Below are 23968 nucleotides of genomic sequence, written 5' to 3'. Positions count from 1 at the left end.
CGGCCTCCCCCTCTGTCGCGCCCGCACAGCGCTCCACAGTGCCTGCCCACGAGGTCCTTTTGCCTGAGAGGTTCCGGGGAGGATTTGCCCCTTCGGCGCCGCCCTGGGTGCTGCTGGGCGGTCTCTCCCACGCGGGTACTACCGGCATGGTCAACGCTACCAGCGTCGCGTCCCCCGGCCGACGCCGTACCCCCAGACATGATCACCATGAGCACGCGCGACGTGCCCGCGCCCCGGGCACCCGCCCGCGTCGCGCCGCCGGCGGCCCGCCGCGGGTCGGCGCTACAGACCGACGCCGGTGGCCCCCGCCGGCACGGCACCCCCGCAGGCCCCGGCGGCGTCCGACCCGCCGGCCAGCCGGTCCGCCAGCGCCGGCAGCAGCCGACCCAGCGGCGCGTCGACGGTCAACGCCGCATACCCGTCGCCCCGCGTCGGCCCCTGGTTGACGATCACCACCGGCACACCCAGCTTCGCCGCGCGCAACACGAACCGGCGACCCGACATCACCGTCAACGACGAACCCAGCACCAGCAGCAGCCGCGCTCCGCCCACCATGGCGAAACAGCGCGCCACCCGCGGCGCCGGCACCGTCTCACCGAAGAACACCACGTCGGGCTTCAACATCCCCGTACCGCAGAACGAGCAGTCGACCGTACGGAAGCCGGCCACCGCGGCATCGTCGAGATCCACGTCACCGTCCGGGTTCACCGCCGCGACCCGCGCGTCGAACCCCGGGTTCGCCTCCCGCAGCCGCCGGTCCAGTTCCTCCCGCGACACCTGGTTCCCGCAGTCCAGGCACACCACCTCGTCGAGGCGGCCGTGCAACTCCACCACCCCTGGACTGCCCGCCGCGGTGTGCAACCCGTCCACGTTCTGCGTGATGATCCCCCGCACCAGCCCGGCCCGCTGCAACCGCGCCACCGCCCGATGCCCCTCGTTCGGCACCGCCCGCGCGATCATCCGCCACCCCAGGTGGCTACGCGCCCAGTAACGCCGCCGCGCGTCGGCGTCGCGCGTGAACACCTGGAACGTCATCGGGGTGTGCCGCCGCGCCGCACCACTGGGCCCCCGGTAGTCCGGAATGCCCGACTCCGTGGACAGGCCCGCCCCACTCAACACCACGACACCACCGCCGGCCACCAGCCCGGCCAGCCCCTCGACCGTCTCCGTCACCCGTCCATGCTGCCTCACCGGCGGCGCCGCGGCGAACAGCCCACCGGCGGCCCGCGCGACCGCCGACACCGGCACCGACCAGCGGCTAGGTTGACAGGTATGCGCGTCGTCATCGCCGGAGGCCACGGCAAGATCGCCCAACTGACCCACCGCGAACTCGCCGGACGCGGCGACACCGCCGTCGGCCTGATCCGCAACCCCGAGCACGCCGCCGCACTCACCGCCGCCGGCGCCCACCCCGTCGTCGCCGACCTCGAACACGTCGGCCCCGACGAACTCGCCGCCCACCTCAACGGCGCCGACGCGGTGCTCTTCGCCGCCGGAGCCGGCCCCGGCAGCGGCGCCGCCCGCAAGGACACCGTCGACCGGGGCGCCGCCGTCCTGCTCGCCGACGCCGCGCAGCGCGCCGACGTACGCCGCTACCTGCTGCTCTCCGCCATGGGCGTGGAGGGCGAAGCACCCGCCGGCACCGACGACGTGTTCGCCGCCTACCTGCGGGCCAAGAAAGCCGCCGAGGACGACCTCACCGGCCGCGACCTCGACTGGACGATCCTGCGCCCCGGCCGACTCACCGACGACCCACCCACCGGACGGATCACCCTCGACCGGCACACACCCCCGGGCGCCGTCACCCGCACCGACGTCGCCCGGGTCCTGGTCTCCCTGCTCTACGAACCCCGTACCGCCGGCCTGACCCTGGAACTCGTCGGCGGGGAGACCCCCATCGCCGACGCCGTCGGCGCCGCCGTGGCCCGCTGACGCCGACAAGCCCCGACCGTCACGCCCGGCACCCGCCAGCGGCACCACACCGACCCGGCCGACCCACGCACACGACCGGACCCGCCCCCGGGCGGCTGACGGCCGGCAACGCCCCCGCCAGCGGGGGGCGAACCAGGGGCGCAGACCCGCCGGGCCGCACACCCCGCCTCAGCGCTGCTGGTGCCGGGGCAACGCGCCCGGCCCGCCGCCCACCCCGACCGGCGGCGTCGCGTCGTCACCACCCCACCGCGCCATCGTCCGCGCCAACTGCTCCCCACCCTCGTCGAGCTGCCGGGCCGCCGCCCGCATCTGCGAGATCATCATCTCCCCGTAGATCCGCAGCGCCTCCCGCGCCGCCACCCCGCCGTCGAAGTCCGACCCGGACGCCTCCCGGTAGCCCCGCACCGACCGCTCAGCCTCCCGCCGGGCCTCCTGCGCCGCCGCCCGCAGATAACTCTCGTACTGCGTACGGGCGTACTCGGCGACCCGCCGCGCATAGTCGTGCGCCTGCGCGATGATCTGCTCCGCCTCCCGCTGCGCCGCCGACAACAGGTTCACCTCCTTCGCCGCCGGCACCGCCGGGGCACTCGGGACCACCCCGTGCCGATGCAGCTCCACGTGGTCCTTGAGCCGCTCGTTCTCCGCCCGCAGCTCCGCCAGCTGCGCCGCGAGCAGATCCAACTCGTCGGCCACCTGCACCCGGAACCGGTCCACCTCGGCGTCGTCAAAGCCGCGTCGCGTGAACGAGGCCACCCCGAACTCCCACCGACGCACCCGGTCGGCGGTCATCCGCACCCGCGCACCCCCGGCCTCCCGCACTCCGTCATACCCGCCGACCGGGGTCGCGCTCACCGGCACCCGCCCTCCGTCGCTCGCAGGATCGCTGCTCGCCCCCACGGGACCGGTCCCACTCACCGGGCATCTCCGTCGGTGTCCGCCGCGGACGCCCGCGCCACCGCCGTGCGCCACGTGGGGCCGTACCAGTGCCGCCCGGAACCCTCGTGGTGCAGCTGACCGGCGTGCAACCCCACCCGCTCCAACGCCCGCACCGAATGCGACACCATCTCGTCCGCGCCACACACGTACACGTGCCGCGAACGCCAGTCACCATCGACCAACGCCCGGTCCACCGGGTGCGTGAACTCCCCCGGCCGATGCAGGTCCGCACCCACCACACACGTCACGTCCAACCACGCAAACGACGACGCCAGCTTCTCGACCGCCTCGCTGTCGTAGAACTCCCCGCGCGTGCGGGCACCCACGTACAGGGCCACCCGACGCCGCGAACCCTCCGCGGCGACCTGCTCCACCAGCGCCTTCAACGGCGCCCAACCCGTCCCAGAGGCCAGCAGCAGCAGATCCGCCGACCCCGCCGAACCCAACGTGAGCCGGTCACCCACGGGCGTCGCCAGATGGATCTCGTCACCCACCGCGCACCCGTACACCAACCGCGACGACACCGCCCCACCCGGCGCCGCCCGCACGTGCAGCTCCACCGTCCCGTCGGCACGCGGCGCGTTCGCCGGCGAGTAGTACCGCCACGACCGCACCGTCGGATGGGACACCCCGATCGACTGCCCCGGCGTGAACGGCAACAGATACCGCGGCCGCAACGTCAGCACCGCCACGTCGAACGTGCGCCGCTCGTGACTGACGATCTCGGCCACCCACCACGGCGGGTTCACCGCCTGCGCCGCCTGCGCCGCCCGCACCATCACCCGCGACACCAGCCCGTACGCGGCCGCCCAGTCCCCCGCCAACTCCTCGCTCCACCGCTCGCCGAGGAAGTGCCGCAACGTCACCAGCAACGCCTCGCCCACCGCCGGATAGTGCTCGGCGCGCACCGCGTACTTACGGTGGTCGGCACCCAGCTCACCGAGGAAACCGGCCAGACGATCCACCTGGTCCACGTGCGACACGATGTGCCCCAGCGCCGCCACCAGCCGATCCCGCTGCCCCGCCATGTTCGTCGGGAACATCTGCCGGGTCTCGGGATGCGTCAGGAACAGCGTCGAATAGAAGAAGAGCGGCACCTGGTCGCCGTGCGCGCAGACCAGCGACCAGCTCTGCTTGAGCCGGGCGGCATCCACGCTCAGGCGCCCGCCCCGCCGTCGGCCACCACCTGGTCGCGCACCTGCGCGAGGACCGCCCGCACGTGCGTCAGGACATCGGCCGGCACCCCCAGCGCGGTCAGCGTCGCGACCAGGTGCCCACCCACCATCGCGTAGTGCTCCACCGGGATACGCAACGGCTGGTGCGCCTCCGCCAGGCTACGACCGGTGTACTCGTTCGGACCCCCGAGCACCACCGTCAACATCAACGCCAGGTGCCGACGCTGACCCGCCATGTCCACCGCGGCGAAGTAGCCGGCCAGCTCCGCGTCGCCCAGCACCCGCTCGTAGAACACCTCGACGGCGGCCCGCACCGCACTCGCGCCACCGATGCGCTCGTAGTGCGAAGTGCGGGCGGCCTCATCCGTAACCGACATGGTCGTTCCCTCCGGGAGGCGCGCGGGCTCGACGCGCGCAGGGCGGGCGGCCCGCACCCGGCAGGCGACAAACATCGACCGGCTACGCGGAACCGCGTATGGGACCATAGCGCTTCGTGGCGCCACGGTCACTGCCCCCGGCCACGCCCACGAAAAACCGCCCACGCCCTCCGCACCAACCGGACGGCCGGCCCGGCGGCACCTCAGTTGTACGGTGTGCGCCATGCACACCGCAGACCTCGCAGCCAGGGGGCGGGCAATTCTCGACGACAACCACTTCATGACGCTCAGCACCGCGAACACACACGGCGAGCCCTGGGCGTCGCCGGTCTTCTACGTGCCCGACGGATACTCGACGTTCTACTGGATCTCCTCACCCGAGGCGACGCAGGCCCGCAACATCGCGGTGCGACCCCGCGTCGGCATCGTGGTGTTCAACTCGCAGCAGGAGCCGGGCTCCGACGAGGCGGTGTACATGGCCGCCACAGCGTGCGAGCTGACCGGCGCCGAACTCGACCGGGGCCTGGAGATCTACCTGCGCGCGGCACCGTTCAGCAAGGGACCGCAGGCCTTCCGGCCCCCCGGCCCGTACCGCGCGTACCGGGCCACGGTGACCGAACACTTCATGCTCTGTCCACACGCGTCCAGCGAACCCTGCCCAGAGCACGCCCGCACATCCGACCACCGCGTGGCGGTAACCCTCTAGTCGCAGCCGTGCGGACCAGCGGGCGCAACACCACCCGCCTCCGGCCCGCGTCCACCACCCGACACCAACGGCGGGCGCCCCCGCCGCCGCTCAGCCGGCCCGGCGCCGCGCCCGGCGAGCCGCCAACTCGTCCCCCACCGGCTCCGCCGCCGGCACCACCGGCGCCTCCACCGACGTCGCCGGCTCCGACGGCAGGTGCGACAGCGAACCCTGGATCTCCTTGAACGCCCCACCGATCGCGATACCGAACACGCCCTGGCCGCCCTGCAACAGGTCGACCACCTCCTCCGGCGACCGGCACTCATACACGGTCGTGCCGTCGGAGATCAGCGTGATGCCCGCCAGATCAGCCACCCCACGCGAACGCAGCGCCTCGATCGCCTTACGGATGTTCTGCAACGACACCCCGGCGTCCAGCAGCCGCTTCACCACCTTCAGGACCACCAGGTCCCGAAACGAATACAGCCGCTGCGTCCCCGAACCCGAAGCATCCCGCACACCCGGCACCACCAGACCGGTACGCGCCCAGTAATCCAACTGCCGATAGCTGATCCCCGCCGCGTGACAAGCCGTCACACCCCGGTACCCCACGGCACCGTCACCCTCGGTCGCCCAACCCGGCGGCGCCACACCCGGCTCGTCCAGCTCCGTACCAGGATCGGGATCTCGTGGCTCGTGCATCCGGACAACCTCCCCGCCAGTGCGGTGACACGTCGCTTCCGGGACGTGCACCCCTCGACAACGGCAACCCTATAGCCGCCTTCAGGAATTGCCCCGCAGAAACCGTCGCGACACGCCGCGACACGACAACGAAGATCACCCACAGCACCGAAGCGTCACCGAGAGTGACAACCCCGCGAAAGGCCACGATCAGCCGGCGAAATCCTCCGGACGCACCTGGTCCAGGAACTCGCGGAACTTCTCGACCTCGTCCTCCTGCTCGTCCGGGATCACGATCCCCGCCTCGCTGAGGACCTCCTCGGCACAACGAATCGGCGCACCGACCCGCAACGCCAAAGCGATCGAATCACTCGGCCGGGCCGACACCCGCACCCCGTCCCCCAGCAACAGATCCGCGTAGAAGACGTTCTCCTTCAACTCGGTGATCTCCACCGCCCGCAACGGCGCCTTCAACGCCGCCAACACGTCCCGCAGAAGATCATGGGTCAGCGGCCGGGCCGGCTTGACCCCCTGCTGCTCGTAGGCGATCGCCGTCGCCTCCACCGCACCGATCCAGATCGGCAGGTAACGGTCCCCCTCGACCTCCCTGAGCAGGACGATCGGCTGGTTGCTGGGCAGCTCCACCCGAACTCCGACCACGCTCAGCTCGCGCACCGCCGCCTCCGTGTCGTTGTCACCTACGCCGCACCGCGCCCTTCCCTGCACGGTACACGGACCGCGACACGGTCGTCCCATGCGCTACCCGCACCACGCCCGCGCCAGAAAGGGGTTACCCCGGCAAGCCTACGACACGCTTCCCGGGGCAGATCTTCACCCACGACCCCGCCGGATCACCGACCCAACGTCGACCGCAGACCCACCCGCACCAACGCCGCGTGCAGCTGCTGCGACAGCGCCACCAACTCCCGCGCCGTCTCCGCGGCCCGCGCCCGCGCCGCCGGATCACTCTGCCGCGCCAACGGCGCCACCAACTGCGCGAACAGGCCCACCTCCCGGTCCGCCGCCGTCCGGTAACCCCGCAGGTGCCGCGGCTCCAGGCCGTACGCAGCCAGACCCGCCACCGCCCGCGCGATGATCAACGCGTCGTCGTCGTACCAACCCGGCGGATCCGACACCACCACACCGAGCCGCTCCAACTCGCCCAGCGTCGACTCGTCGATCCCGCTGTGCGCCACCAGATCCGCCCGGCCGAGCCGCACCCGCGGCGACCCGGCCGGCTCCTCCGGCACCCGCCCCGGCACCTCGCCGTCCGGACCAACCGCCACCAACGTCGGCCGCTGCCGACCCGGCGACTCCCCGGACGCGTCCCACTGCGCCAACTGATCACGGATGACCCGCAGAGGCAGATACTGGTCGCGCTGCGCGGTCAACACGAACCGCAACCGCGCCACGTCGTCCCAGCTGTACTTCCGGTAACCCGCCGCCGTCCGCTGCGGCTCCACCAGACCCTCGGCCTCGAGAAACCGCAACTTCGAAATCGTCACGTCCGGAAAATCAACCCGAAGCTGACCCAACACCTCGCCGATGCTCATCAGCGGGCGGGCACGGGCCCCCTCGGGCGGCGTGGAGGCCGCAGGCTCGTTCACACCCGGCCGGCCCCCTCCTCCGGGCGCGGACCGGCGATGAACACCACCCGGAACTTACCGATCTGCACCTCGTCACCATTGCTCAACGTGGCCGCCTCGACCCGCTCCCGATTCACGTACGTGCCGTTCAGGCTCCCCACGTCCCGCACCGTGAACGTCCCACCGTCACGGTGGAACTCCGCGTGCCGCCGCGACACCGTCACATCATCGAGAAAGATGTCACTGTCCGGGTGACGGCCACTGGTCGTCACGTCGTGATCCAACAGGAACCGGGCACCCGCATTCGGGCCCCGGCGAACCACCAGCAGCGCCATTCCCGGCGGCAAGGAACCGGACATCCGGCTCGGCACCACATCGGTGTCCGGCCCTTCCAGCACTTCCTCGAGCGAACCGAGATTGAGCGTCGAAGTGACGTCGAGCGGGGGGAACTCGTCGTCTGGGCGCGTCATGGGACCACCTCACGGATCTGTTCGGTCGGCGTCGGGTAATGGCGGGTCTGGCCGCCGGGCACTCCAACACCCGGCGGCTGGCTCCCCGTGCCCGGGAAGGCAATTCCGCAACGCTCAACTATTGGGTTCTCGGTCGACTGGGCGAGCCTAGCCAGCGCCGAAATGCAGGGCAACCGGACGCGCGGACACACCAACGCGCCCGAAGGGGACGCACTCAGCTCTCGGTGAGCTCACGATACGCGTCCGCGGACAGCAGCCCGTCGACCGCCGCCGGATCGTCCGGAGTGATCTCCACCAACCAACCCGCACCGTACGGATCAGTATTGATCACCTCAGGGGTGTCGCCGAGGGCCTCGTTGCGCGCCGTCACCGTGCCGCCCAACGGGGCGTAGAGCTCCGACACGCTCTTCGTCGACTCGATCTCACCCAACGACTCGCCGGCAGCCACCACCGCACCCTCGTCAGGCAGCTGGACATACACGATGTCACCCAGGGCGTCCTGCGCGAAGTGCGTGATGCCGACCCGGACAGTGCCGCCGCCGTCACCCGCCACCCACTCGTGCTCGGCGGTATACCGCAGATCCTCAGGAATCACCAGACGCGTCCTTCATCCATCGGCGCACCGGAAGCACCCGGTGCGGGCCGCGCCGGTCAGGAGACCGGACGGGCGTGTTCCAGCTTGATCGGCGCGTGCAGCGCCGAAACCTCGGCAACCTCACGATCCTCAACGATCAACTTACCGCCGTCACCCGTCACCGACGCCACCACCCCGCCGGGAATGTTCAAAGCCGTACGCATCGTCGCCGGATCACCGATCACCGTGATCGTGAACGGACCCGTCAACCGACGCCCGTCCACCACCAACGACCCGTTCTCCCCGTCCAGGAAGTACGTCGACGCGATGATCCGCACCGACGCCCGGTCACCACCGGAGATCTGCATCGCCTCCGCGCCCGCACCCCGCAACTCCTGCACCGCGTCCAGCACCCGCGACGCCGAGATCGGCTTCTCCCCCGCCTCGAACCGCACCGACAGCCCCGGCCCCCGCGCCGGCAACGTCCCCGCCAGGATGCCCAACTCGTCGGCCCGCCGCGTCGCCTCCTCCAACGCCGCCTGCCGCCCCAACTGCCCCGAACGCAACTGCCGCTGACTCTCCTCCAACGTCGCGATGTCCTGCCGCAGCCGAACCTCCCGCGAGTTCAGGTCGTACAGGATCCGGACCAGGTCCTCCTGCCGCGTCGCCGCCACCGTCGGATCCGTCGACGTCGACTTGAACTGCACCACCAGGGTGAAACCCAACAACGCCAACAGCACCGCGATCATCACCCCGGCCGAACTCACCCGCCGCCGCGACACCCCGGCCACCGCCGGCCCGCCCGCGCCCTCACCCGCGGCACGGCTCAGATCCACCGTCGCGCCGTCGTCCGGCTCCGCCACCGGCTCCTCCGCCGGCGGCGCGGAACGCTCCGGCGCCAACGGACTCAACTCGTCCGGATCCGGCGCGTCCGGCCGCGGATCAGGCTCCCCCGCCGGCCCCGCCGGGCGACCCGGACCCGCCGGCTGGGGCCAACCCGTGCCCGTCTCGGTGTGCTCGTCGCCACTCATCGCCACCAACCTACGCCCGGAACAGGTGCCGACGGATCGCCGCCACGTTCCCGAAGATCCGCACCCCGAGCACCACCACCACACCGGTGGAGAGCTGCCCGCCCACCCCCAACTGGTCACCCAGATACACGATCAGACCCGCCACCAGCACGTTCGAGATGAACGACACCACGAACTGCTTGTCATCGAAGATCCGGTCGAGCTTCGCCCGCACCCCACCGAACACCGCGTCCAACGCGGCCACCACCGCGATCGGCAGGTACGGCTGCAAGGCCGCCGGAACCGTGGGATCGAGCCACACCCCGAGGACCACACCGGCGAGCAGAGCCAGCACCGCGATCATCGGCCACCTCCGGAGGGGCTGGGGGACGTCCTCGAACCGGACGGCCCGGAACGCTCGGCCCCCGACGGCGACGCGGTCGGACTCACCGAGGGCTCCGCGTAGCGTAGCCGCGGCTCCGCTGCGGCCGGCAGGGTGATCTCCTCCGCCTCCCGCACCCCGAACGACAACCCCGTGTCCTCAGCCACCTTCCGCATCGTCAACGCGCTGCGACTCCCCTCGTACCGCTCCCGCATCGACCCCGGACCGATCGCCGACACCTCGTACGGCCCCGTCACCGGACGGAAGTCGACCAGGATCGCCTGACCCGCCGAACGGATCGTCGACGTCGCCGTCAACCGCTGCCCGTTGACCGCGATCGCCTCCGCCCCCGCCGCCCACAGGTCGTTGGCCACCCCCTGAAGATCGCTGTAGATGACCCGGGACGGACCCACGTCCGTCCCGGTCACCGCATCCGCCTTCTGCGGCGCGTCCGCCAGCCGCACCACCACGCCGTCACCACGTACCCGCCCCAGGCCCGTCCCCGCCTCCAGTGCGCGCAACCGCGCGGCCTCCGAGCCGCCCAGCGCCGCCTCCCGCTGCCGCGCCACCTCCGCGCGCAACTCGTCCGCCCGCACCGACAGCCGGTCGGTGTCGCTCTCCCGCTGCTTGATCTGCTCGACCAGACCCGACCGGGCCTGGCTGCGGCCCGGCTCCGCCTCCAGCGTCTCCCGATACGCCACCGCGAAGAGAAAACCCAACGCCACCGCCACGAGCAGGGCCACCGACCGCGCCGACCAGTGCCGCCACCCCGACGGCGGATCCCGCCGCTCGCGACGCCGGGCCGCCGCGTCGGCGTACCCCGGATCCAACGGGTTGCGGAACAACTCGGTGAGGAAGTCGGGCGCGTACACCCGGTCGCCGCGCCCCCGGCCGTCGCCCGGCGTGCCCGTCATGCCGACGCTCCCGGGGCCCGCACCGCCCGGACCAGCCGGCCCGCCTGCACGACGTAGAGCGCGCCGGCCACCCAGTAGAGCACCAGCCCCCACCAGGCCAGGCCCCACCCGACCGGCCCGGCCACCGCCGCCGCCCCCGGCACCGCCGCGGCGAGCAGCAGGACCGGGAAGGCGGCCAGCAACAGGAAGGTCGCGGTCTTGCCGACGTAGTGCACCGGCGGCGGGCCGTACCCGTAGCGGCGCAGCACGCCCAGCGAACCGAGCAGGAGCACTTCCCGGGCCAGCAGCGCCGCGGTGAACTGCCAGGGCACCACGTCCCGGGCGGTGAAGCCGAGCAGGGTGGCGAGGATGTACAGCCGGTCGGCGAGCGGATCGAGCAGCTCCCCCAGCCGGCTCACCTGGCGCAGGCGGCGCGCGATCCAGCCGTCGACCCAGTCGGTGGTGCCGCCGATGGCCAGCACCACGACCGCGGCGACGTCGGCACGCTCGACGAGCAGGAGATACAGGAAGAGCGGCACGCCGAGCAGCCGGACGAAGCTGATGAGGTTCGGCAGCGTCAGGACGCGATCGCCCGAGGCCGATCCGCCCCTGCCGGCGGTGGCCTCCGGATGCTCCTGCCCAGCCGGCGGACGCGACACCGAACCTCCTCCGCGACACGCTCCGCCGCCCGGCCCAGGACGGACGCCGCGGAGAACGTGGGCGCTGTCGGGCCGGCTGACGCCGGCGCCCCCTGAGGTCCCCGGACGGGACCATCGCCTGCCCCGGCCCGCGATGATCACGGGCCGGCCGATTGCGCTGCCACTATATCGGGCCTCTGCCCGCCCTCCTCGGGCTCAGGCGGGTGCCGCCGCAGTTGGCCTCCGTCCTCTGTGACGGTGGTCATCATCCGTAAAGCGTCCTAGGATACTAGTGGGCGGGCGCCGGCGGGCCGAGCGTGGGCGTGCCGGGTCAGGCCGTGCGCACCGAGGAGTCGTTCGTCGCCTCGGTGGTGGCCGCCGTGGCGGCCCGCTCGAAGGCCAGCAGCGCCAGCAGCAGCTCGTGCTGCGCCCGACCGGGCATTCGGTCCAGCACCGCCTGCACCGCCCGGTGCCGACGCTCCTGCAACTCGCGCAGCAAGGCCTCGGCGTCCGCCGTCGGCACCAGCCGCACCTCCCGCCGGTCGCGCGGGTCGGGCACCCGGCGCAGCAGGCCGATGGCCTCCAACCGGTCGCACAGCCGGCTCGCCGAGGAGGGCACCACGTCCAGCAGCTCCGCCAGGCCGTTGACGTTGGTCTCCGGCCGGCCGCTGAGCAACGCCAGCACACGCAACTGGGTCGGCGAGACGGCCATCTGGTGCCGGGACACCGCCGAGTCGAGCACACCGACGAGCGCCTGCGCGGCGGCGTCGATCGCCGCGGCGAGATTCGGAGGTCGCTCCACCCGGTGTCTCCTGCGATCGTCCCGCTCGTGCTCTGCCACCCCGGCGACGGCTCTCATCCGACGCGCCCGCTGACGGAACCGCGCCAGTCCAGGCAGACGACGACCGCGTCGTCGCGCAGGTCGGCATCGGCGTGCCAGGCGTGCAGTTCGCGCATCACCGTACCAACCGCCTCCGCCGGCGGTTGCAGCCGCGTGGAGCGCATCGCGCGGGCCATCGCCCGTTCCCCGTACGCGCCCCGGTCACCGGGGTCGGCGGCCCACACTCCGTCGCTGACCACGAAGAGCCGGTCCCCCGGCTCCAGGTCGAACTCCTGCACGTCGTAGCGGGCCTCGGCGAACATGCCCAGCGGCAGCTGCTGCTCCAGCCGGATCGGGGTGACCGTGCCGCCGCGCAGCCGCAGCAGGTGCGGGGACCCGGCGTCTACCGCCCGCACCCGGCCGGCCACGGTGTCGACCTCCAGCAGCAGCGTGGCCACGTACCGGCGGCCCCGGTGCTGGTAGAAGAGCGTGTCGGAGGCGAGTTCCGCCTGTTCGACCAGGCCGCCCCCGGAGCGCCGGGCGTTGCGCAGCGCGTTCACCGTGACGGCGGTGAGCAGCGCCGCCGGCAGCCCGATGCCGGCACCGTTGAGCACCGTCGCGGTGAGCCGGTCACCGTCCACGGACCAGTCGAAGTGGTCCCCGCCGACCGTGTACGCCGGTTCCAGCTGCCCGGCCAGCTCGAAGGCGGCGTGGCTGACCCCGCGCCCCGGCAGCAGCTCCCACTGCATCTCGGCGGCCATGCTGAGCCGTTCCCGCCGGCGCACCCGGCGGTAGCGGTCGGTCTCCCGGTCCGCCGCGCGCAGCACGACGGCCAGCTCACCGGCGATGTCCGCCGCCCGGTCGACGAGCTGCGGGCCGGCCGGGCCGGGCAGCTCGACGAGGAGCACGCCCAGCCGCTCCCCCCACACCGACAACGGCAGGTATAGCCGGCAGCCGCCCTCGTTGTCGGCGTCGGTCGTCGGCTGCTGGCTGCTGAAGCAGCGGTGCGCCATGCTGTGCTCGGCGAGCGGGCCACCGTCGGCGCGCTCCGCGTCCAGCACCGGCCAGAGCCCGCTGATCCGGTAGTCGGCGATGAACACGTCCGTCCGCGAGGCGCCGAGCATGGAGCGGATGACCCCGTCCGCCGCCTCCACCACCCGGTCGGGTGGGGCAGAACGAAGCGCACGCGAGACCTGGCCCGCTGCCTCCAACATGACCGCCCTTCGAAAAACTTGCCGTAGGGCAAGCATCATACGGCGGTCCCCTCCCCCGCCCGGCAGCCGGGGACACCGGTCCGAGGCGGCCCGGTCCGGGCACGTGACGCGGGAGGCGACGGCGGGCAGGGACCCGGCGGCGACGCGGCGCCGGCCGGGCGTCAGACCGTCGGGCGGACGGCGAGCGCGCCGTGGAAGGCGTCCGGCACCCGCGCCGGCGGGCCGTCCGGGCGCCACTCGGTGATCGGGACGATGCCGTCGCCGGTGGGTGTCCAGCGACCCAGCAGCGGCGCGAACGCGGTCGGCGGCCGCATCCGGAACGCCGGGCCCATCATCGCGAGGGCCTCCGGGTGGCCGGCGAGTTCCTCGGTGTCGAAGTCGATCGCCAGCAGGCTGCCCGGCGCACACGCCTCGAAGAGTTCGTCGAGGGTGCGGGCCAGCGTCTCGTCGTCCAGGAACGCGGCCAGGCCGAGGAAGACCACCCCGACGGGGCGCCGCCCCCACCCCGGCACGAACCGGTGCAGCTGGGCACGGTCGACCGTGCCGAGGTCGGTGGCGTCGCCGTGGCCGTAGCCGGCCCGGTCGCTGCCGGCGAGCAGGCGCTGCCCGAGGCGGATGGTGACCGGGTCCACGTCGGTGTAGAGCACCGTGGCCTCCGCGGCGACCTCGTGCACGTTGCCCCGGGTGGGCACCCCGGCGCCGAAGACGAGGAAGCTCTCCACCCCCTGCGCGACCATGGCCCGGACCACGCGGCCGAGGAAGGCGCGCAGCTCCCGGAAGACCGGCGCGCACGGCCCGTACGCCTGCTCGAAGGCGCCGGCGGCCGCCACGTCCACCGGGAAGTGGTGCTCGCCGCCGAGCCAGAAGTCGATCATTCGCGCGGTGCTCGGCTGGTCCGGCTCAACCATCGACGACGCTCCCTCCCCGGTGGTCGTGCACAGCGTACCCAGCGCCCCGGCTGTGCGGTATCGGCCCGCCACCGGCGTGCCGGCCGCGATACTGGCCGGGTACCGGCGGGAGGTGGGCGGTGAATTCGGCGAACGGCGCGGCGGTGGTCGTCGGCGTGGACGGCTCGGAGTCGGCGCTGCGCGCCGTGCGCCTCGCCGCCGTCGAGGCGGCCCGCCGCCGACGGCCGCTGCGGATCGTGCACGGCTTCATCTGGCCCCTGCTGCACGTGCCGGTGGACGCGCCCGCCGCCGGGCCCCCCGGCTCCGGCCTGCGGCACCAGGCAGAGCAGCTCGTCGAGGCCGCGAGCGCCGAGGCCGAGGCGACGGCCCCCGGGCTGCGGATCTCCGGCGAGATCATCGATGGGGAGGCCGCCGCGGTGCTGCTCGGCGAGGCGCCCGCCGCCGCGATGATCGTGCTCGGCGACCGGGGGCTCGGCGGATTCTCCGCCCTCGTCGTCGGCTCCGTCGCGGTGCAGGTCGCCGCGTACGCCGACTGTCCGGTGCTGGTCGCGCGCGGCGCCGACCGCACCGACGGGCCGGTGGTGGTCGGGGTCGACGGCTCCGAGACGGCCCGGCTGGCCACTGAGTTCGCCGCCGAGGCGGCGTCGGTGCGTGACGCGCCCCTGGTCGCGCTGCACGCCTACCGGCACCCGGCCTCCACGGGCCCGGGCGACATGCGACCCCTGGTGTACGACGACAGCGAGTTGCGCTCCGAGGAGGAGCGGGTGGTGGCCGAGGCGGTGGCCGGGCTGCCCGAGCGGTGGCCGGACGTGCCGCTGCTCCGGGAGACCACGCGGGGCCGCCCCGCCACCGTGCTCGCCGAGGCGTCGCGGCGGGCGCAGTTGCTGGTGGTCGGCAGGCACGGCCGCGGCGAGCTGGCCGGGCTGCTGCTGGGTTCGGTGAGCCAGTCGCTGCTGCACCACGCCGACTGCCCGGTGGCCGTGGTCCGCGCGCCGCGCTGAACCGTCGGCGGGGTTGGCCGGGGCGCGGACGGGTAGACGACCGCGGTACGCCAACGGTGACGACGACCGGAGGAGGCAGCGATGCCAGGACCACGGCCCGGCAGCAACGCGTACGACAAGCAGCGGGCGCGCATCCGCAACGCGATCGACGATTCGGGACGGCGGGTGCCGGACGGCAAGGCGAACGACGTCGCCAACCGGATCCTGCAGTCCGACCGCGGGCAGCGGGGCGTCGCCCGGGGCGAACGGGTCTACGGGCCCAAGGGCGAGCGCGAGCCGGGCGACCCGAAGTGAGGGCGGCGGCCCTCGCCGACGGGGCGATCGCCGGCGCGGTCGGCAGCGCCGCCCTGAACGTGGTCAGCTACCTGGACATGGTGGTCCGCGCGCGACCGGCGAGCAGCACCCCGGAGGAGAGCGCCCGACGGCTGGCGCAGCTCGCGCACGTGGACCTGGGTCCCGAGGACCGGGCGGCCAACCGCCGCTCGGGCCTCGGGCCCGTGCTCGGGTACGGCATGGGGGTCGCGGCGGGCGTCGGGTACGCGCTGCTGGCCCGCGGTCGCCGGATGCCGCTGGCCCTGGCCACCGGGGTCCTCGGCGGCGTGGTGATGACGATGTCCGACGGGACGACGGCCCTGCTCGGGGTGACCGACCCGCGCACCTGGAGCCGCTCGGACTGGCTGGCCGACCTCGTGCCGCACCTGGCGTACGGCGTGGCGGCCGCAGCCACCTGGAACCGGCTGCGGCCGCCCGTCGTGGGCCGGGGAGGCTAGCCGCCGGGGCTCTCGTCGTCGGCGACCGGCTCCGTGGCCGGGCCGTACGGCGACACCTGCCCCCGGGGTACCGCGCGCCCCTCGTCGCCGTGCGACGAGCCACGGTTGAGCGGGTGCCCAGTGGGCTTCGGTCCCTTGCTGTCCTGGCTGGTGGCGCCCTTGTTGTTGCGGCGGAGCTCCTCCTGCTGCGGATTCACCACGGGTCTCTCCTTTCCGGGTTCGACCGGGTCGCGCGTCGGTTACCCGCCCGGCCCGGCGGCATACCCGACGGCGCGGACGGTCGCAGGGCTAGCCGGGCACGCGGCGGGTACACCCCGACGATGGACGACGACCGGAGGGTGGCGCGGGTCCTGCTGGACCGGCAGGGCCGCACGTACGCCGAGGAGGCGGGCATCCGGCTCGCCGACCGGCCCGCCCCGCTCTACCAGTTGCTGGTCCTCGCCACGCTGCTGAGCACCCGCATCCGCGCCCGGGTGGCCGTGGCCGCCGCCCGGGAACTCTTCGCCGCCGGCTACCGGACCCCGCAGGCGATGGAGACGGCGAGCTGGCAGGATCGGGTCGACGCGCTGGGCCGCGGCCACTACCGCCGCTACGACGAGCGGACCTCGACGATGCTCGGCACCGGCGCCCGGCTCTGCCTGGACCGCTGGCGCGGCGACCTGCGCCGGCTGCGCCGCGACGGCGACGGCGAGCCGGCCGCGCTGCGCCGGCTGCTGACGCAGTTTCCCGGCATCGGCCCCACCGGCGCCGACATCTTCCTGCGCGAGGCGCAGGTGGTCTGGCCGGACCTGCGCCCGTACGCGGACCGCCGCGCCCTGGCCGGCGCGAAGCGCCTCGGGCTGCCCGCCTCGGCGGACCGGCTGGCGGGGCTGGTCGACCCGGCCGACTTCGGGCGGCTCGCCTCGGCGCTGGTCCGGGTGTCCCTCGGCGAGGAGTCCGCCGGCGAGGTCGCCCGCGCCGCCGGGCAGTGAACCCGGCCCACCCGGGCCGTGGCGGCGCGCGGTCTACTTGACCGTCTTGTCGCCCGGCTTCGTCAGGTGCCACACCAGCAGCGCCGCCAGCAGCGCCAGCACGACCAGTCCCCCGCTCACGCCGGGACCGTCCTGCTCGCTGCGGCCCGTGGTGCCGAAGTAGATCACCGCGAGCCCCGCCAGCACGGTGACGAACGTGCGCATCCCTCGGTCCTTCACGTACCGGACGGTACGTCCGGTACGTGCCCTCGGTGGGTCTTCGGCCCGCCGTCACCCGACCGGGTCACCCGCCGGCGGAGAAGCCACGCAGCCGCACCCGGCGGATCGTACGGCCGGAGACCTCCACCACCTCGACGGTCAGCCCCGGCAGGCGGACGATCTCCCCGGGGCCCGCCGGCAGGTGTCCCAGCCGGGCCAGGACCAGCCCGGCCACCGTCGTGTACTCCCGCGACGGCCGGAAGTGCAGGCGTACGCCGACGTCGGCGAGGTCGTGCAGCGGGAAGTCGCCGCGCATCAGCAGCGAACCGTCCGGCTCCCGGGACACCCCGGCCACGTCCTGGTCGGTCTCGTCGTACAGCTCGCCGACGACCTCCGCCAGCAGGTCCTCCATGGTGACCATCCCGTCGACCCCGCCGTGCTCGTCCACGATCAGGGCCAGCTGCTGGTGGCACAGGCGCAGCCGGCGCAGCGCGTCGGACACCGGCAGGGTGCCGGGCAGCAGCAGCGGCGGGTGGGCCCGGTCCCCCACCGTGGCGGAGTCCGCCTCGACGAGGTCGCGGATGTGCACCACCCCGCGCACCTCGTCGAGCCCGCCCGGCCCGACCACCGGCGCGCGGGACCGCCCGGCGGCGGCGAGCCGGCGCAGCCCGTCGGCGGCGGGCAGGGACTCCGGGAGCAGGGTCACGTCCAGCCGCGGCACCAGGATCTCCCGCAGGGTCCGTCCGGCGATGTCGAACGCGCCGGTGAGGATCTCCCGCTGCTGCGCGGAGAGGCCCCGCTGGCTGACCAGCATCTCCCGCAGCTCGTCCTCGGTCATCTCGGTGCGGCTGGCCCGCGGGTCGCCGCCGGCGAGCCGCACCACCACGTCGGTGGTCCGGCTGAGCAGCCACACCGCCGGCCGGGACAGCCGGGCCAGCAGGTCCAGCGGGCCGGCGCTGACCAGCCCCCAACGCTCGGCGCGCTGCATTGCCAGCCGCTTGGGGGCCAACTCGCCGACGACCAGGGTGACGAACGTGAGCAGCACCGTGACCAGGACGATCGCCACGCCCCGCGCGGCCCCGCCGAGGAAACCCAGCGGCCCGACCAGCGGCTCGGCCAGGGACACCGCGGCGGCGGCGGAGGCGAGGAACCCGGCGAGGGTGATGCCGAGCTGGATGGTGGCCAGGTACCGGTTGGGGTCACGCACCAACCGGGCCAGCCGCTCGCCGGAGCGGCTGCGCCGACCCAACTGCCGCACCTGCCCCTCGCGCAGCGTCACCAGCGCCATCTCGCTGCCCGACAGGGCCGCGTTGACGAGCACGAGCACCGCCACCAGCGCGAGCTGACCGGCCAACGCCCCCATGTCAGTCGGCCTCCAGGTCGTCGAGGGAGATCTTGTGCGTCATCAGCCACCGCGCCAGCGCCGACATCCCGAACAGCCACAGCGGCGCGGACTCGGTGGTGCCGTTGGTGGCGAAGATCGCGAAACGCAGGTCCGGCGCCCGGTACGCCTCGATCCGCCACTTGTGCTGGGTGTCCCGCCAGACCGCGCAAGGGTCCATGGCGCCACGCTAGGCGACCGCCGGCCCCGCCGGGGCGGCTTCAGGACCGGGCGGTCACCACGATCCGGGCGTCGTCGGGCAGCCGCCGGGTCACGCCGCGACTGTCCAGCAGCTCCAGCAACGGCACCGCGACCCGGCGGGTGGTGTCCAACGCCCGGCGGGCGGCGCTGAGCGTGAACGGCTGGGGCAGCCCGGCCAGCACCCGCGCGGCGTCGTCGACCGCGCCGGGCAGCAGCACCACGTTCCCGGTGAGCCGCAGCAGGGCACCCGCGCGTACGGCCGCGCCGATCTCCCGGGGTCCGAGCCCCAGCTGGGCGAGGCGCTCGGCCTCGGGGGCCCGGAACGGGTGGTCGGCGTGGTCGGCGCGGATGCGCGCCACGGCACGGGCCACCGGCTCCGGCAGCGCGTCGGCCGCCGACGCGGTGACCCGCCCCGCGTGCAGCCGCAGCGGCGGCCGGACCAGCGCCTCGACCAGCGCCCGGTCGGGCAGGTCGAGGCACTGGCGGAGCAGCTCGACCGGCGCGCCCGGTTCCAGCGGCTGCTCCCGGGCGTGCCGGGCGACCTCCTCGGCCAGCCGGGCGCCCAGGCCCCGCCAGTGCTCCGGGTCGGCCAGCCAGTCGCCGGCCACGGGCGGGCCGGTGACCTCGACGCCCGTACGGGCCAGGTCGGCGGCGCGGGCCAGGCCCCGCCGGCGCAGCTCGCCGGCCAGGTCGGCGCGGCCGTCCACGCCCGTCAGCACCCGCGCGCGGGCCGCCGCCGCGCCCCGGCGGGCCAGCGGCGGCGGCGCCACGTCCAGCACGGTCACCCCGCCGGCGACGTGGTGCCGGCCGGGATCGCGCAGCAGCGCCCGGTCCCCGACCAGCAGCGGCAGCGGCCGGGCGAGCCGGAGCCGGGCGGTGTCCGCACCCAGCGGCCGGACCCGCGCCGGCACCGCCGCCGCGCCGACGTGCAGGGTGAGCGTGGCCGGCAGCTCCGCGGTGGGGTCGCCGGCCAGCCGGACGTCCAGCAGGTCCGTGCGGTGGAACCGGCCCGGGGTGAGCAGCGCGTCGCCGCGCCCGAGGCGGTCGCGGGGCGTGCCGCGCAGGTTCACCGCCACCCGGGCGACCGAGGCGACCTCGGCTCGGGCCGCACCGAGGGAGTGCAGGCCGCGGACCCGCACCGGTTCCCCGCTGCCGCCCAGCTCCAGCGTGTCGCCCACGCGCAGGCGGCCGGCGCCGAGGGTGCCGGTGACCACGGTGCCGGCGCCGCGCACGGTGAACGCGCGGTCCACCCACAGCCGCACCGGGGCGTCGGTGTGCGGGGCGGGCGGCCGGGCGGCGAGCCGGTCCAGCGCCGCCCGCAGCTCGGTCAGGCCGGCGCCGGTCACCGCGCTGACGGCGACCGCGTCGACCGCGCCGAGGGAGGTGGCGGCCAGCTCCGCGCGGGCCCGGGCCGTCGCCGGCCCCGGGTCCGCCAGGTCCGCGCGGGTCACCACCAGCAGGCCGTACGACACGCCGAGCGCGTCCAGCGCCGCCAGGTGCTCCGCCGACTGCGGCATCCAGCCCTCGTCGGCGGCCACGACCACCAGCGCGGCGGGGACGGGGCCGACGCCGGCGAGCATGTTCGGCACGAACCGCTCGTGCCCCGGCACGTCGACGAACGCGACGGTCTCCCCGGACGGGAGCGTGGTCCAGGCGAAGCCGAGGTCGATGGTCATGCCCCGGCGCCGCTCCTCGGCCCACCGGTCGGGTTCCATTCCGGTCAGCGCCCGGACCAGGGTCGACTTGCCGTGGTCGACGTGCCCGGCGGTGGCCACCACGAACATGGCTCAGCCCTGCCCGGACACCCGCAGCACGGCGGCGTGGACCGTCGCGTCGGCGTCGGCGGGTACGCAGCGCAGGTCCAGCAGCAGCCGCCCGCGCACCACCCGGCCCAGCACGGGCGGGTCGCCGACGCGCAGCGGCCGCGCGTACCGCTCGGGCAGGCTGAGCGCCCACGAGGCCAGTTCGACGCCCGGCGCCCCGCCGCCGCCGACGACCGCGCCGGCCGCCACCACCTCCGCCTCGCACCCGTCGGCGGCGAGGGCGTCGCGCAGCCGCTCGGTGCGCGCCCGCAGCGCACCCGGGTCGGCGTGCAGCGCGGCCCTGGTGGGGGTGGCCGGGTCGGCCAGGGTGGCGGCGAGCGCGGCGAGGGTCAGCTTGTCGACCCGCAACGCGCGGGCGAGGGGATGCCGGCGCAGCCGTTCGACCAGTTCGGCGGCGCCGAGCAGCAGCCCGGCCTGCGGGCCGCCGAGCAGCTTGTCGCCGCTGGCGGTGACCAGCGCGGCGCCGGCCCGCAGGGTGGTGGTGGCGTCGGGCTCGGCGGGCAGCAGCGGGTCGGGCGCGAGCAGCCCGGAGCCGATGTCGGCCACCACGGGCACGCCGAGGGTGGCCAGCCGCCGCACGGGCACCGCCGAGGTGAAGCCGGTGACCTGGAAGTTCGACGGGTGCACCTTGAGCACGAAGCCGGTGCGGGGGCCGACCGCGGCGGCGTAGTCGTCGAGCGTGCTGCGGTTGGTGGTGCCGACCTCACGCAGCCGGGCGCCGGTACTCTCCAGCAGGTCGGGCAGGCGGAACCCGTCGCCGATCTCCACCAGCTCGCCCCGGCTCACCACGATCTCGGCGTCGGCGGCCAACGCGGTGGCCGCGAGCACCAGCGCCGCGGCGCCGTTGTTCACCACGTGCACCGCGCCCGCGTCCGGCACCGCCGCCGCGAGGGCGTCGAGGGCGTCGCGCCCGCGCCGGGCCCGCCGCCCGGTGTGCAGGTCCAGCTCGACGTCGGTGTGCCCGGTGGCGGCGGCGACCGCCGCGACGGCGGCGGGCGACAGCGCGGCCCGGCCCAGGTTGGTGTGCAGCACCACCCCGGTGGCGTTGAGCACCGCCCGGGGTCCCGGCGCGGGCAGGGCGGCCAGCGCGGCGTCGCGCACCGCCTCGGGGGCGATCTCGCCCCGGCGGGCGCGCTCCTGGGCGCGGCGCACGGCGGCCTTGACCCGCTCGCGGCCCACGGTGCTCGCCGCCGCGGCCAGCCGGGGGTCGGCGAGCAGCGCGTCGGTGCGCGGCACCCGCCGGCGCGGATCGGCCGCGACGTCCCCCATGGTCCCCTCTTCCGCAGCGTGGCGGAGACGGACGGGAATCGAACCCGCCTGGCCCGGATCCCGGGCCACACCGGTTTTGAAGACCGGGAGGGGCACCAGCCGCCTGAACGCCTCCACGCAGCAGTGAACCACAGGCCCGGCGGGCCGGTGCGGGCAGGCGTCAGCCCTCGGCGGCGCGCCGCCGGGCCAGGCGCTCGCGCTGCGGCACCACCGTGTACTTCGGATCCCGCGCCGAGGCGACCCCGCCGTGGAAGACGCCGAAGCGGGTCGCCACCGAGGCACCCAGCAGGGCCGCGCCGGACAGCGCGGAGAGCCTGCGGCTGCGGCGGCCCAGCAGCGCGCCGGCCACCCCGATGACGGTCAGGGCCCGACCGGCGCGCAGCAGCCGACCGGCGGAGCCGACCCGGTAGGGCTCGCTGAGCAGCCCGAGCCGGGTCTCCACGCGGTGCGAGCCGTACAGCTCCAGGGCGGCGCCGGCCACCGCCATCCGCCGGGCGGGCCCGGCCTGCGCGGCCGGCGCGGCGATCAGGCCGACGCCGGCGCCGCTGGCCAGGGCGCTGCCCGCGAAGATGGTCGGCAGTTCCGGGTACGCCTCGTGCCACGACGGCACCGCCGTGTCGGCCAGCAGCACCCCGGTGTACGTGGCCAGCGCCGGCGCGGTCGCCGCGGCGGCCAGCCCGGCGGCGTGCCCGACCGGCGGCAGCAGACGGCGGGCGAGGCCGGGCAGGCCCCGCTCGGGCAGCCACGCCGCCCCCTCGGCGGCCGCCGCGATCCCGGCGGCCGGGCCGAAGGCGCTCAGGATCCAGGTGCCCACGGACATCGGCGAGGTCGGCTTGGCCACCCGCAGCATGTGGTGGAAGCGGGCGGGCCGTCCCAGGTCCCTGATCAGGAAGACGGTGCTGGCGGTGACCGCCGCCAGCGAGGTGACCCGCCCGGCCCGGCGCAGCGCCGGCCGGCCGGTGAGCTGCCCGCCCGCCGCGAGCAGCGACGAGCCGGCGGCCAGCCCACCGGTGAACAGGTAGGCGGCGATGTCCCACTTCCAGACGGGCGCCTTGAGGATGGGCCGGCCGTAGTAGGAGGTGAACTCCGCCTCCGGCACCCGGAGTTCCTCGCCGCCGCGCCGGCCCCGCCCGCCGCGCCGCCGCCCGCCGGACGCGGGAGCCGGCGCCGGACGCGACGGGTGGCCCGGGAGCGTGTCGCCGCCCGGGGCGCGCGCGGGTGCCCCGCCGCGTGCCGGCGACGTGCCGGTCGCGCCGAGGTCGCCCGGCCCGCCGGGGGCGGCGTCGCCGAGGCGTTCGCGGAAGCGGCGGAACAGGTCGCCGACCGGGCGCTGCGCACTCACGAGGAACCTCCCGCGAAGGCGGCCACGGCCGCCGCCGCCATCGCCAGGGCCGCCAGGCCGGCCCGCTTCCACATCTTCGGCAGGTCCCGGGTGGTGACCACCGGGTCGGGCGGCAGCCCGTACACCTCGGGCTCGTCGAGCAGCAGGAAGAACGCGCCGTCGCCGCCGACCCCGTCGTGCGGGTCGTGCCCGTAGAGCCGCGCCTCGCCCACGCCCCGCTCGTGCAGCGTCGCCACCCGGGCCGCCGCCCGCTCCCGCAGCTCGTCGAGGGGACCGTACTGGATGGACTCGGTGGGGCAGGCCTGCGCGCAGGCGGGGGTCCCGCCGGCGCCGATCCGGTCGTAGCAGAGCGTGCACTTCCACGCCCGGCCGTCGCCCTGGCGCTGGTCGATGACGCCGTAGGGGCAGGCGGAGACGCAGTAGCCGCAGCCGTTGCAGATGTCCTCCTGCACCACCACCGTGCCGAACTCGGTGCGGAACAGCGAGCCGGTCGGGCAGACGTCGAGGCAGGCCGCGTGGGTGCAGTGCTTGCAGACGTCGGACATCATCAGCCAGCGGAAGTCGGTGCGCCCCTGCGCGCCGCCGGCGCGACCCGGTGGCTGCGCTCCCGGCATGCCCAGGAACTCCGGCCCGCCGATGGCCGGGCCGGGGTCCGCCGCGTCGGCGGGACCCGCGCCGGCGCCGCCGCACCCCGGACCGGTGCCGGCGGCCATCCCCGCGGCCGCGCCCGC

The 23968-nt window shown here is 74.8% G+C and carries 30 protein-coding genes, 1 tRNA gene and 1 riboswitch; of the genes, 6 read left to right on the top strand and 25 right to left on the bottom strand.

Annotated elements, in window-relative coordinates:
• Positions 1 to 41 precede the first annotated feature (41 nt).
• Positions 42 to 140, bottom strand: a riboswitch (glycine riboswitch).
• A gap of 142 nt (positions 141 to 282) precedes the next feature.
• Positions 283 to 1173 (bottom strand): NAD-dependent protein deacetylase, encoded by an 891-nt coding sequence (locus tag V6V16_RS11860; RefSeq protein WP_334562036.1) that lies wholly within the window; start codon positions 1171 to 1173, stop codon positions 283 to 285.
• 99 nt (positions 1174 to 1272) lie between these two features.
• Here V6V16_RS11860 and V6V16_RS11855 point away from each other — a divergent pair, with 99 nt between their 5' ends.
• Positions 1273 to 1932 (top strand): SDR family oxidoreductase, encoded by a 660-nt coding sequence (locus V6V16_RS11855; protein WP_334562035.1) that lies wholly within the window; start codon positions 1273 to 1275, stop codon positions 1930 to 1932.
• A gap of 168 nt (positions 1933 to 2100) precedes the next feature.
• On the opposite strand, the gene V6V16_RS11850 is transcribed toward V6V16_RS11855, so the two are convergent.
• The 3 genes from V6V16_RS11850 to V6V16_RS11840 are packed head-to-tail and all read right to left on the bottom strand — an operon-like array spanning position 2101 to position 4420.
• Positions 2101 to 2784: a DivIVA domain-containing protein gene (locus V6V16_RS11850; protein WP_334562034.1), complete on the bottom strand. Its 684-nt coding sequence runs from the start codon at positions 2782 to 2784 to the stop codon at positions 2101 to 2103.
• A gap of 59 nt (positions 2785 to 2843) precedes the next feature.
• Complete coding sequence (locus V6V16_RS11845) at positions 2844 to 4022, bottom strand: globin domain-containing protein (RefSeq protein ID WP_334562033.1); 1179 nt, start codon at positions 4020 to 4022, stop codon at positions 2844 to 2846.
• Between the two features lie 2 nt (positions 4023 to 4024).
• The gene (locus tag V6V16_RS11840; RefSeq protein WP_334562032.1) at positions 4025 to 4420 is read right to left on the bottom strand and encodes a group I truncated hemoglobin; all 396 of its coding nucleotides are present in this window, start codon (positions 4418 to 4420) and stop codon (positions 4025 to 4027) included.
• Positions 4421 to 4643: 223 nt separating this feature from the next.
• On the opposite strand from V6V16_RS11840, the gene V6V16_RS11835 reads away from it, so the two are divergent.
• Positions 4644 to 5126 carry a pyridoxamine 5'-phosphate oxidase family protein gene (locus tag V6V16_RS11835; protein WP_334562031.1) on the top strand — a complete coding sequence of 161 codons (483 nt, stop codon included), beginning with the start codon at positions 4644 to 4646 and terminating at the stop codon, positions 5124 to 5126.
• A 90-nt stretch (positions 5127 to 5216) separates the two neighbouring features.
• On the opposite strand, the gene V6V16_RS11830 is transcribed toward V6V16_RS11835, so the two are convergent.
• From V6V16_RS11830 to V6V16_RS11775, 12 genes are all read right to left on the bottom strand, one after another.
• The gene (locus tag V6V16_RS11830) at positions 5217 to 5807 is read right to left on the bottom strand and encodes a MerR family transcriptional regulator (protein WP_334562030.1); all 591 of its coding nucleotides are present in this window, start codon (positions 5805 to 5807) and stop codon (positions 5217 to 5219) included.
• Between the two features lie 189 nt (positions 5808 to 5996).
• Entirely contained in the window at positions 5997 to 6461 is a 465-nt protein-coding gene (locus V6V16_RS11825) for a bifunctional nuclease family protein (RefSeq protein ID WP_101409915.1), read from the bottom strand.
• Positions 6462 to 6637: 176 nt separating this feature from the next.
• Positions 6638 to 7339, bottom strand: coding sequence for a transcriptional regulator FtsR (gene ftsR, locus V6V16_RS11820; protein ID WP_334562102.1), 702 nt, complete (start codon positions 7337 to 7339; stop codon positions 6638 to 6640).
• 50 nt (positions 7340 to 7389) lie between these two features.
• Positions 7390 to 7842 (bottom strand): oxoglutarate dehydrogenase inhibitor Odhl, encoded by a 453-nt coding sequence (gene odhI, locus V6V16_RS11815; protein ID WP_334562029.1) that lies wholly within the window; start codon positions 7840 to 7842, stop codon positions 7390 to 7392.
• Positions 7843 to 8056: 214 nt separating this feature from the next.
• Complete coding sequence (gcvH, locus tag V6V16_RS11810; RefSeq protein WP_334562028.1) at positions 8057 to 8437, bottom strand: glycine cleavage system protein GcvH; 381 nt, start codon at positions 8435 to 8437, stop codon at positions 8057 to 8059.
• Between the two features lie 56 nt (positions 8438 to 8493).
• Positions 8494 to 9447, bottom strand: coding sequence for a DUF881 domain-containing protein (locus tag V6V16_RS11805; protein ID WP_334562027.1), 954 nt, complete (start codon positions 9445 to 9447; stop codon positions 8494 to 8496).
• Positions 9448 to 9457: 10 nt separating this feature from the next.
• Positions 9458 to 9790, bottom strand: a complete 333-nt coding sequence (locus V6V16_RS11800) for a small basic family protein (protein ID WP_007460356.1) — start codon at positions 9788 to 9790, stop codon at positions 9458 to 9460.
• The gene (locus tag V6V16_RS11795) at positions 9787 to 10722 is read right to left on the bottom strand and encodes a DUF881 domain-containing protein (protein ID WP_334562026.1); all 936 of its coding nucleotides are present in this window, start codon (positions 10720 to 10722) and stop codon (positions 9787 to 9789) included. Before V6V16_RS11795 ends, V6V16_RS11800 begins: the two co-directional genes overlap by 4 nt.
• A complete protein-coding gene (locus V6V16_RS11790) occupies positions 10719 to 11360 on the bottom strand; it encodes a CDP-alcohol phosphatidyltransferase family protein (RefSeq protein WP_442934065.1) in 642 nt (213 codons plus the stop codon). Before V6V16_RS11790 ends, V6V16_RS11795 begins: the two co-directional genes overlap by 4 nt.
• A gap of 310 nt (positions 11361 to 11670) precedes the next feature.
• Positions 11671 to 12141 carry a MarR family transcriptional regulator gene (locus tag V6V16_RS11785; RefSeq protein WP_334562025.1) on the bottom strand — a complete coding sequence of 157 codons (471 nt, stop codon included), beginning with the start codon at positions 12139 to 12141 and terminating at the stop codon, positions 11671 to 11673.
• Positions 12142 to 12194: 53 nt separating this feature from the next.
• Positions 12195 to 13373 (bottom strand): PP2C family protein-serine/threonine phosphatase, encoded by a 1179-nt coding sequence (locus tag V6V16_RS11780; protein ID WP_334562024.1) that lies wholly within the window; start codon positions 13371 to 13373, stop codon positions 12195 to 12197.
• A 161-nt stretch (positions 13374 to 13534) separates the two neighbouring features.
• A complete protein-coding gene (locus V6V16_RS11775) occupies positions 13535 to 14281 on the bottom strand; it encodes an SAM-dependent methyltransferase (protein WP_334562023.1) in 747 nt (248 codons plus the stop codon).
• A 119-nt stretch (positions 14282 to 14400) separates the two neighbouring features.
• On the opposite strand from V6V16_RS11775, the gene V6V16_RS11770 reads away from it, so the two are divergent.
• From V6V16_RS11770 to V6V16_RS11760, 3 genes are all read left to right on the top strand, one after another.
• Positions 14401 to 15282, top strand: a complete 882-nt coding sequence (locus V6V16_RS11770) for a universal stress protein (RefSeq protein ID WP_334562022.1) — start codon at positions 14401 to 14403, stop codon at positions 15280 to 15282.
• An 81-nt stretch (positions 15283 to 15363) separates the two neighbouring features.
• Positions 15364 to 15576, top strand: a complete 213-nt coding sequence (locus V6V16_RS11765; protein ID WP_334562021.1) for a phosphatidylethanolamine-binding protein — start codon at positions 15364 to 15366, stop codon at positions 15574 to 15576.
• Positions 15573 to 16052, top strand: coding sequence for a hypothetical protein (locus tag V6V16_RS11760; protein WP_334562020.1), 480 nt, complete (start codon positions 15573 to 15575; stop codon positions 16050 to 16052). The genes V6V16_RS11765 and V6V16_RS11760 overlap by 4 nt, the downstream gene beginning before the upstream one ends.
• On the opposite strand, the gene V6V16_RS11755 is transcribed toward V6V16_RS11760, so the two are convergent.
• Positions 16049 to 16252 carry a hypothetical protein gene (locus tag V6V16_RS11755; protein WP_334562019.1) on the bottom strand — a complete coding sequence of 68 codons (204 nt, stop codon included), beginning with the start codon at positions 16250 to 16252 and terminating at the stop codon, positions 16049 to 16051. The genes V6V16_RS11760 and V6V16_RS11755 overlap by 4 nt on opposite strands.
• 120 nt (positions 16253 to 16372) lie before the next feature.
• Between V6V16_RS11755 and V6V16_RS11750 the strand changes: the two genes are divergently transcribed.
• Positions 16373 to 17023, top strand: coding sequence for a hypothetical protein (locus V6V16_RS11750; RefSeq protein WP_334562018.1), 651 nt, complete (start codon positions 16373 to 16375; stop codon positions 17021 to 17023).
• A 33-nt stretch (positions 17024 to 17056) separates the two neighbouring features.
• Here V6V16_RS11750 and V6V16_RS11745 read toward each other — a convergent pair whose 3' ends face one another.
• The 8 genes from V6V16_RS11745 to V6V16_RS11710 all read right to left on the bottom strand — a co-directional run.
• On the bottom strand, positions 17057 to 17227 hold the full coding sequence (locus tag V6V16_RS11745) for a hypothetical protein (RefSeq protein ID WP_334562017.1): 171 nt from the start codon (positions 17225 to 17227) through the stop codon (positions 17057 to 17059).
• A 79-nt stretch (positions 17228 to 17306) separates the two neighbouring features.
• Positions 17307 to 18584, bottom strand: a complete 1278-nt coding sequence (locus V6V16_RS11740) for a hemolysin family protein (RefSeq protein ID WP_334562016.1) — start codon at positions 18582 to 18584, stop codon at positions 17307 to 17309.
• Between the two features lies 1 nt (position 18585).
• The gene (locus V6V16_RS11735; RefSeq protein WP_334562015.1) at positions 18586 to 18783 is read right to left on the bottom strand and encodes a hypothetical protein; all 198 of its coding nucleotides are present in this window, start codon (positions 18781 to 18783) and stop codon (positions 18586 to 18588) included.
• Positions 18784 to 18823: 40 nt separating this feature from the next.
• Positions 18824 to 20587 carry a selenocysteine-specific translation elongation factor gene (selB, locus tag V6V16_RS11730; protein WP_334562014.1) on the bottom strand — a complete coding sequence of 588 codons (1764 nt, stop codon included), beginning with the start codon at positions 20585 to 20587 and terminating at the stop codon, positions 18824 to 18826.
• A gap of 3 nt (positions 20588 to 20590) precedes the next feature.
• Entirely contained in the window at positions 20591 to 21895 is a 1305-nt protein-coding gene (gene selA, locus V6V16_RS11725; RefSeq protein WP_334562013.1) for an L-seryl-tRNA(Sec) selenium transferase, read from the bottom strand.
• A 19-nt stretch (positions 21896 to 21914) separates the two neighbouring features.
• Positions 21915 to 22010, bottom strand: a tRNA-Sec gene (locus tag V6V16_RS11720).
• A 45-nt stretch (positions 22011 to 22055) separates the two neighbouring features.
• The gene (nrfD, locus tag V6V16_RS11715; protein ID WP_334562012.1) at positions 22056 to 23237 is read right to left on the bottom strand and encodes an NrfD/PsrC family molybdoenzyme membrane anchor subunit; all 1182 of its coding nucleotides are present in this window, start codon (positions 23235 to 23237) and stop codon (positions 22056 to 22058) included.
• A partial coding sequence (locus tag V6V16_RS11710; protein WP_334562011.1) for a 4Fe-4S dicluster domain-containing protein occupies positions 23234 to 23968 on the bottom strand: 735 nt, incomplete at its 5' end. The genes V6V16_RS11710 and nrfD, both read right to left, overlap by 4 nt.

The sequence above is a fragment of the Micromonospora sp. CPCC 205561 genome (assembly GCF_036906775.1).
Taxonomy (GTDB): Bacteria; Actinomycetota; Actinomycetes; order Mycobacteriales; family Micromonosporaceae; genus Micromonospora.
The sequence above is the reverse complement of the archived record's forward strand: the minus strand, read 5'-3'. Positions and strand labels throughout refer to the sequence as shown.

Excerpts from the sequence above, each read along its gene's own strand:
- V6V16_RS11855 (WP_334562035.1), top strand. The coding sequence starts at position 1,273 with ATGCGCGTCGTCATCGCCGGAGGCCACGGCAAGATCGCCCAACTGACC.
- V6V16_RS11840 (WP_334562032.1), bottom strand. The coding sequence starts at position 4,420 with ATGTCGGTTACGGATGAGGCCGCCCGCACTTCGCACTACGAGCGCATC.
- V6V16_RS11835 (WP_334562031.1), top strand. The coding sequence starts at position 4,644 with ATGCACACCGCAGACCTCGCAGCCAGGGGGCGGGCAATTCTCGACGAC.
- V6V16_RS11830 (WP_334562030.1), bottom strand. The coding sequence starts at position 5,807 with ATGCACGAGCCACGAGATCCCGATCCTGGTACGGAGCTGGACGAGCCG.
- ftsR (WP_334562102.1), bottom strand. The coding sequence starts at position 7,339 with ATGAGCATCGGCGAGGTGTTGGGTCAGCTTCGGGTTGATTTTCCGGAC.
- odhI (WP_334562029.1), bottom strand. The coding sequence starts at position 7,842 with ATGACGCGCCCAGACGACGAGTTCCCCCCGCTCGACGTCACTTCGACG.
- V6V16_RS11805 (WP_334562027.1), bottom strand. The coding sequence starts at position 9,447 with ATGAGTGGCGACGAGCACACCGAGACGGGCACGGGTTGGCCCCAGCCG.
- V6V16_RS11800 (WP_007460356.1), bottom strand. The coding sequence starts at position 9,790 with ATGATCGCGGTGCTGGCTCTGCTCGCCGGTGTGGTCCTCGGGGTGTGG.
- V6V16_RS11795 (WP_334562026.1), bottom strand. The coding sequence starts at position 10,722 with ATGACGGGCACGCCGGGCGACGGCCGGGGGCGCGGCGACCGGGTGTAC.
- V6V16_RS11780 (WP_334562024.1), bottom strand. The coding sequence starts at position 13,373 with ATGTTGGAGGCAGCGGGCCAGGTCTCGCGTGCGCTTCGTTCTGCCCCA.
- V6V16_RS11775 (WP_334562023.1), bottom strand. The coding sequence starts at position 14,281 with ATGGTTGAGCCGGACCAGCCGAGCACCGCGCGAATGATCGACTTCTGG.
- V6V16_RS11765 (WP_334562021.1), top strand. The coding sequence starts at position 15,364 with ATGCCAGGACCACGGCCCGGCAGCAACGCGTACGACAAGCAGCGGGCG.
- V6V16_RS11750 (WP_334562018.1), top strand. The coding sequence starts at position 16,373 with ATGGACGACGACCGGAGGGTGGCGCGGGTCCTGCTGGACCGGCAGGGC.
- V6V16_RS11745 (WP_334562017.1), bottom strand. The coding sequence starts at position 17,227 with ATGCGCACGTTCGTCACCGTGCTGGCGGGGCTCGCGGTGATCTACTTC.
- V6V16_RS11740 (WP_334562016.1), bottom strand. The coding sequence starts at position 18,584 with ATGGGGGCGTTGGCCGGTCAGCTCGCGCTGGTGGCGGTGCTCGTGCTC.
- V6V16_RS11735 (WP_334562015.1), bottom strand. The coding sequence starts at position 18,783 with ATGGACCCTTGCGCGGTCTGGCGGGACACCCAGCACAAGTGGCGGATC.
- selB (WP_334562014.1), bottom strand. The coding sequence starts at position 20,587 with ATGTTCGTGGTGGCCACCGCCGGGCACGTCGACCACGGCAAGTCGACC.
- selA (WP_334562013.1), bottom strand. The coding sequence starts at position 21,895 with ATGGGGGACGTCGCGGCCGATCCGCGCCGGCGGGTGCCGCGCACCGAC.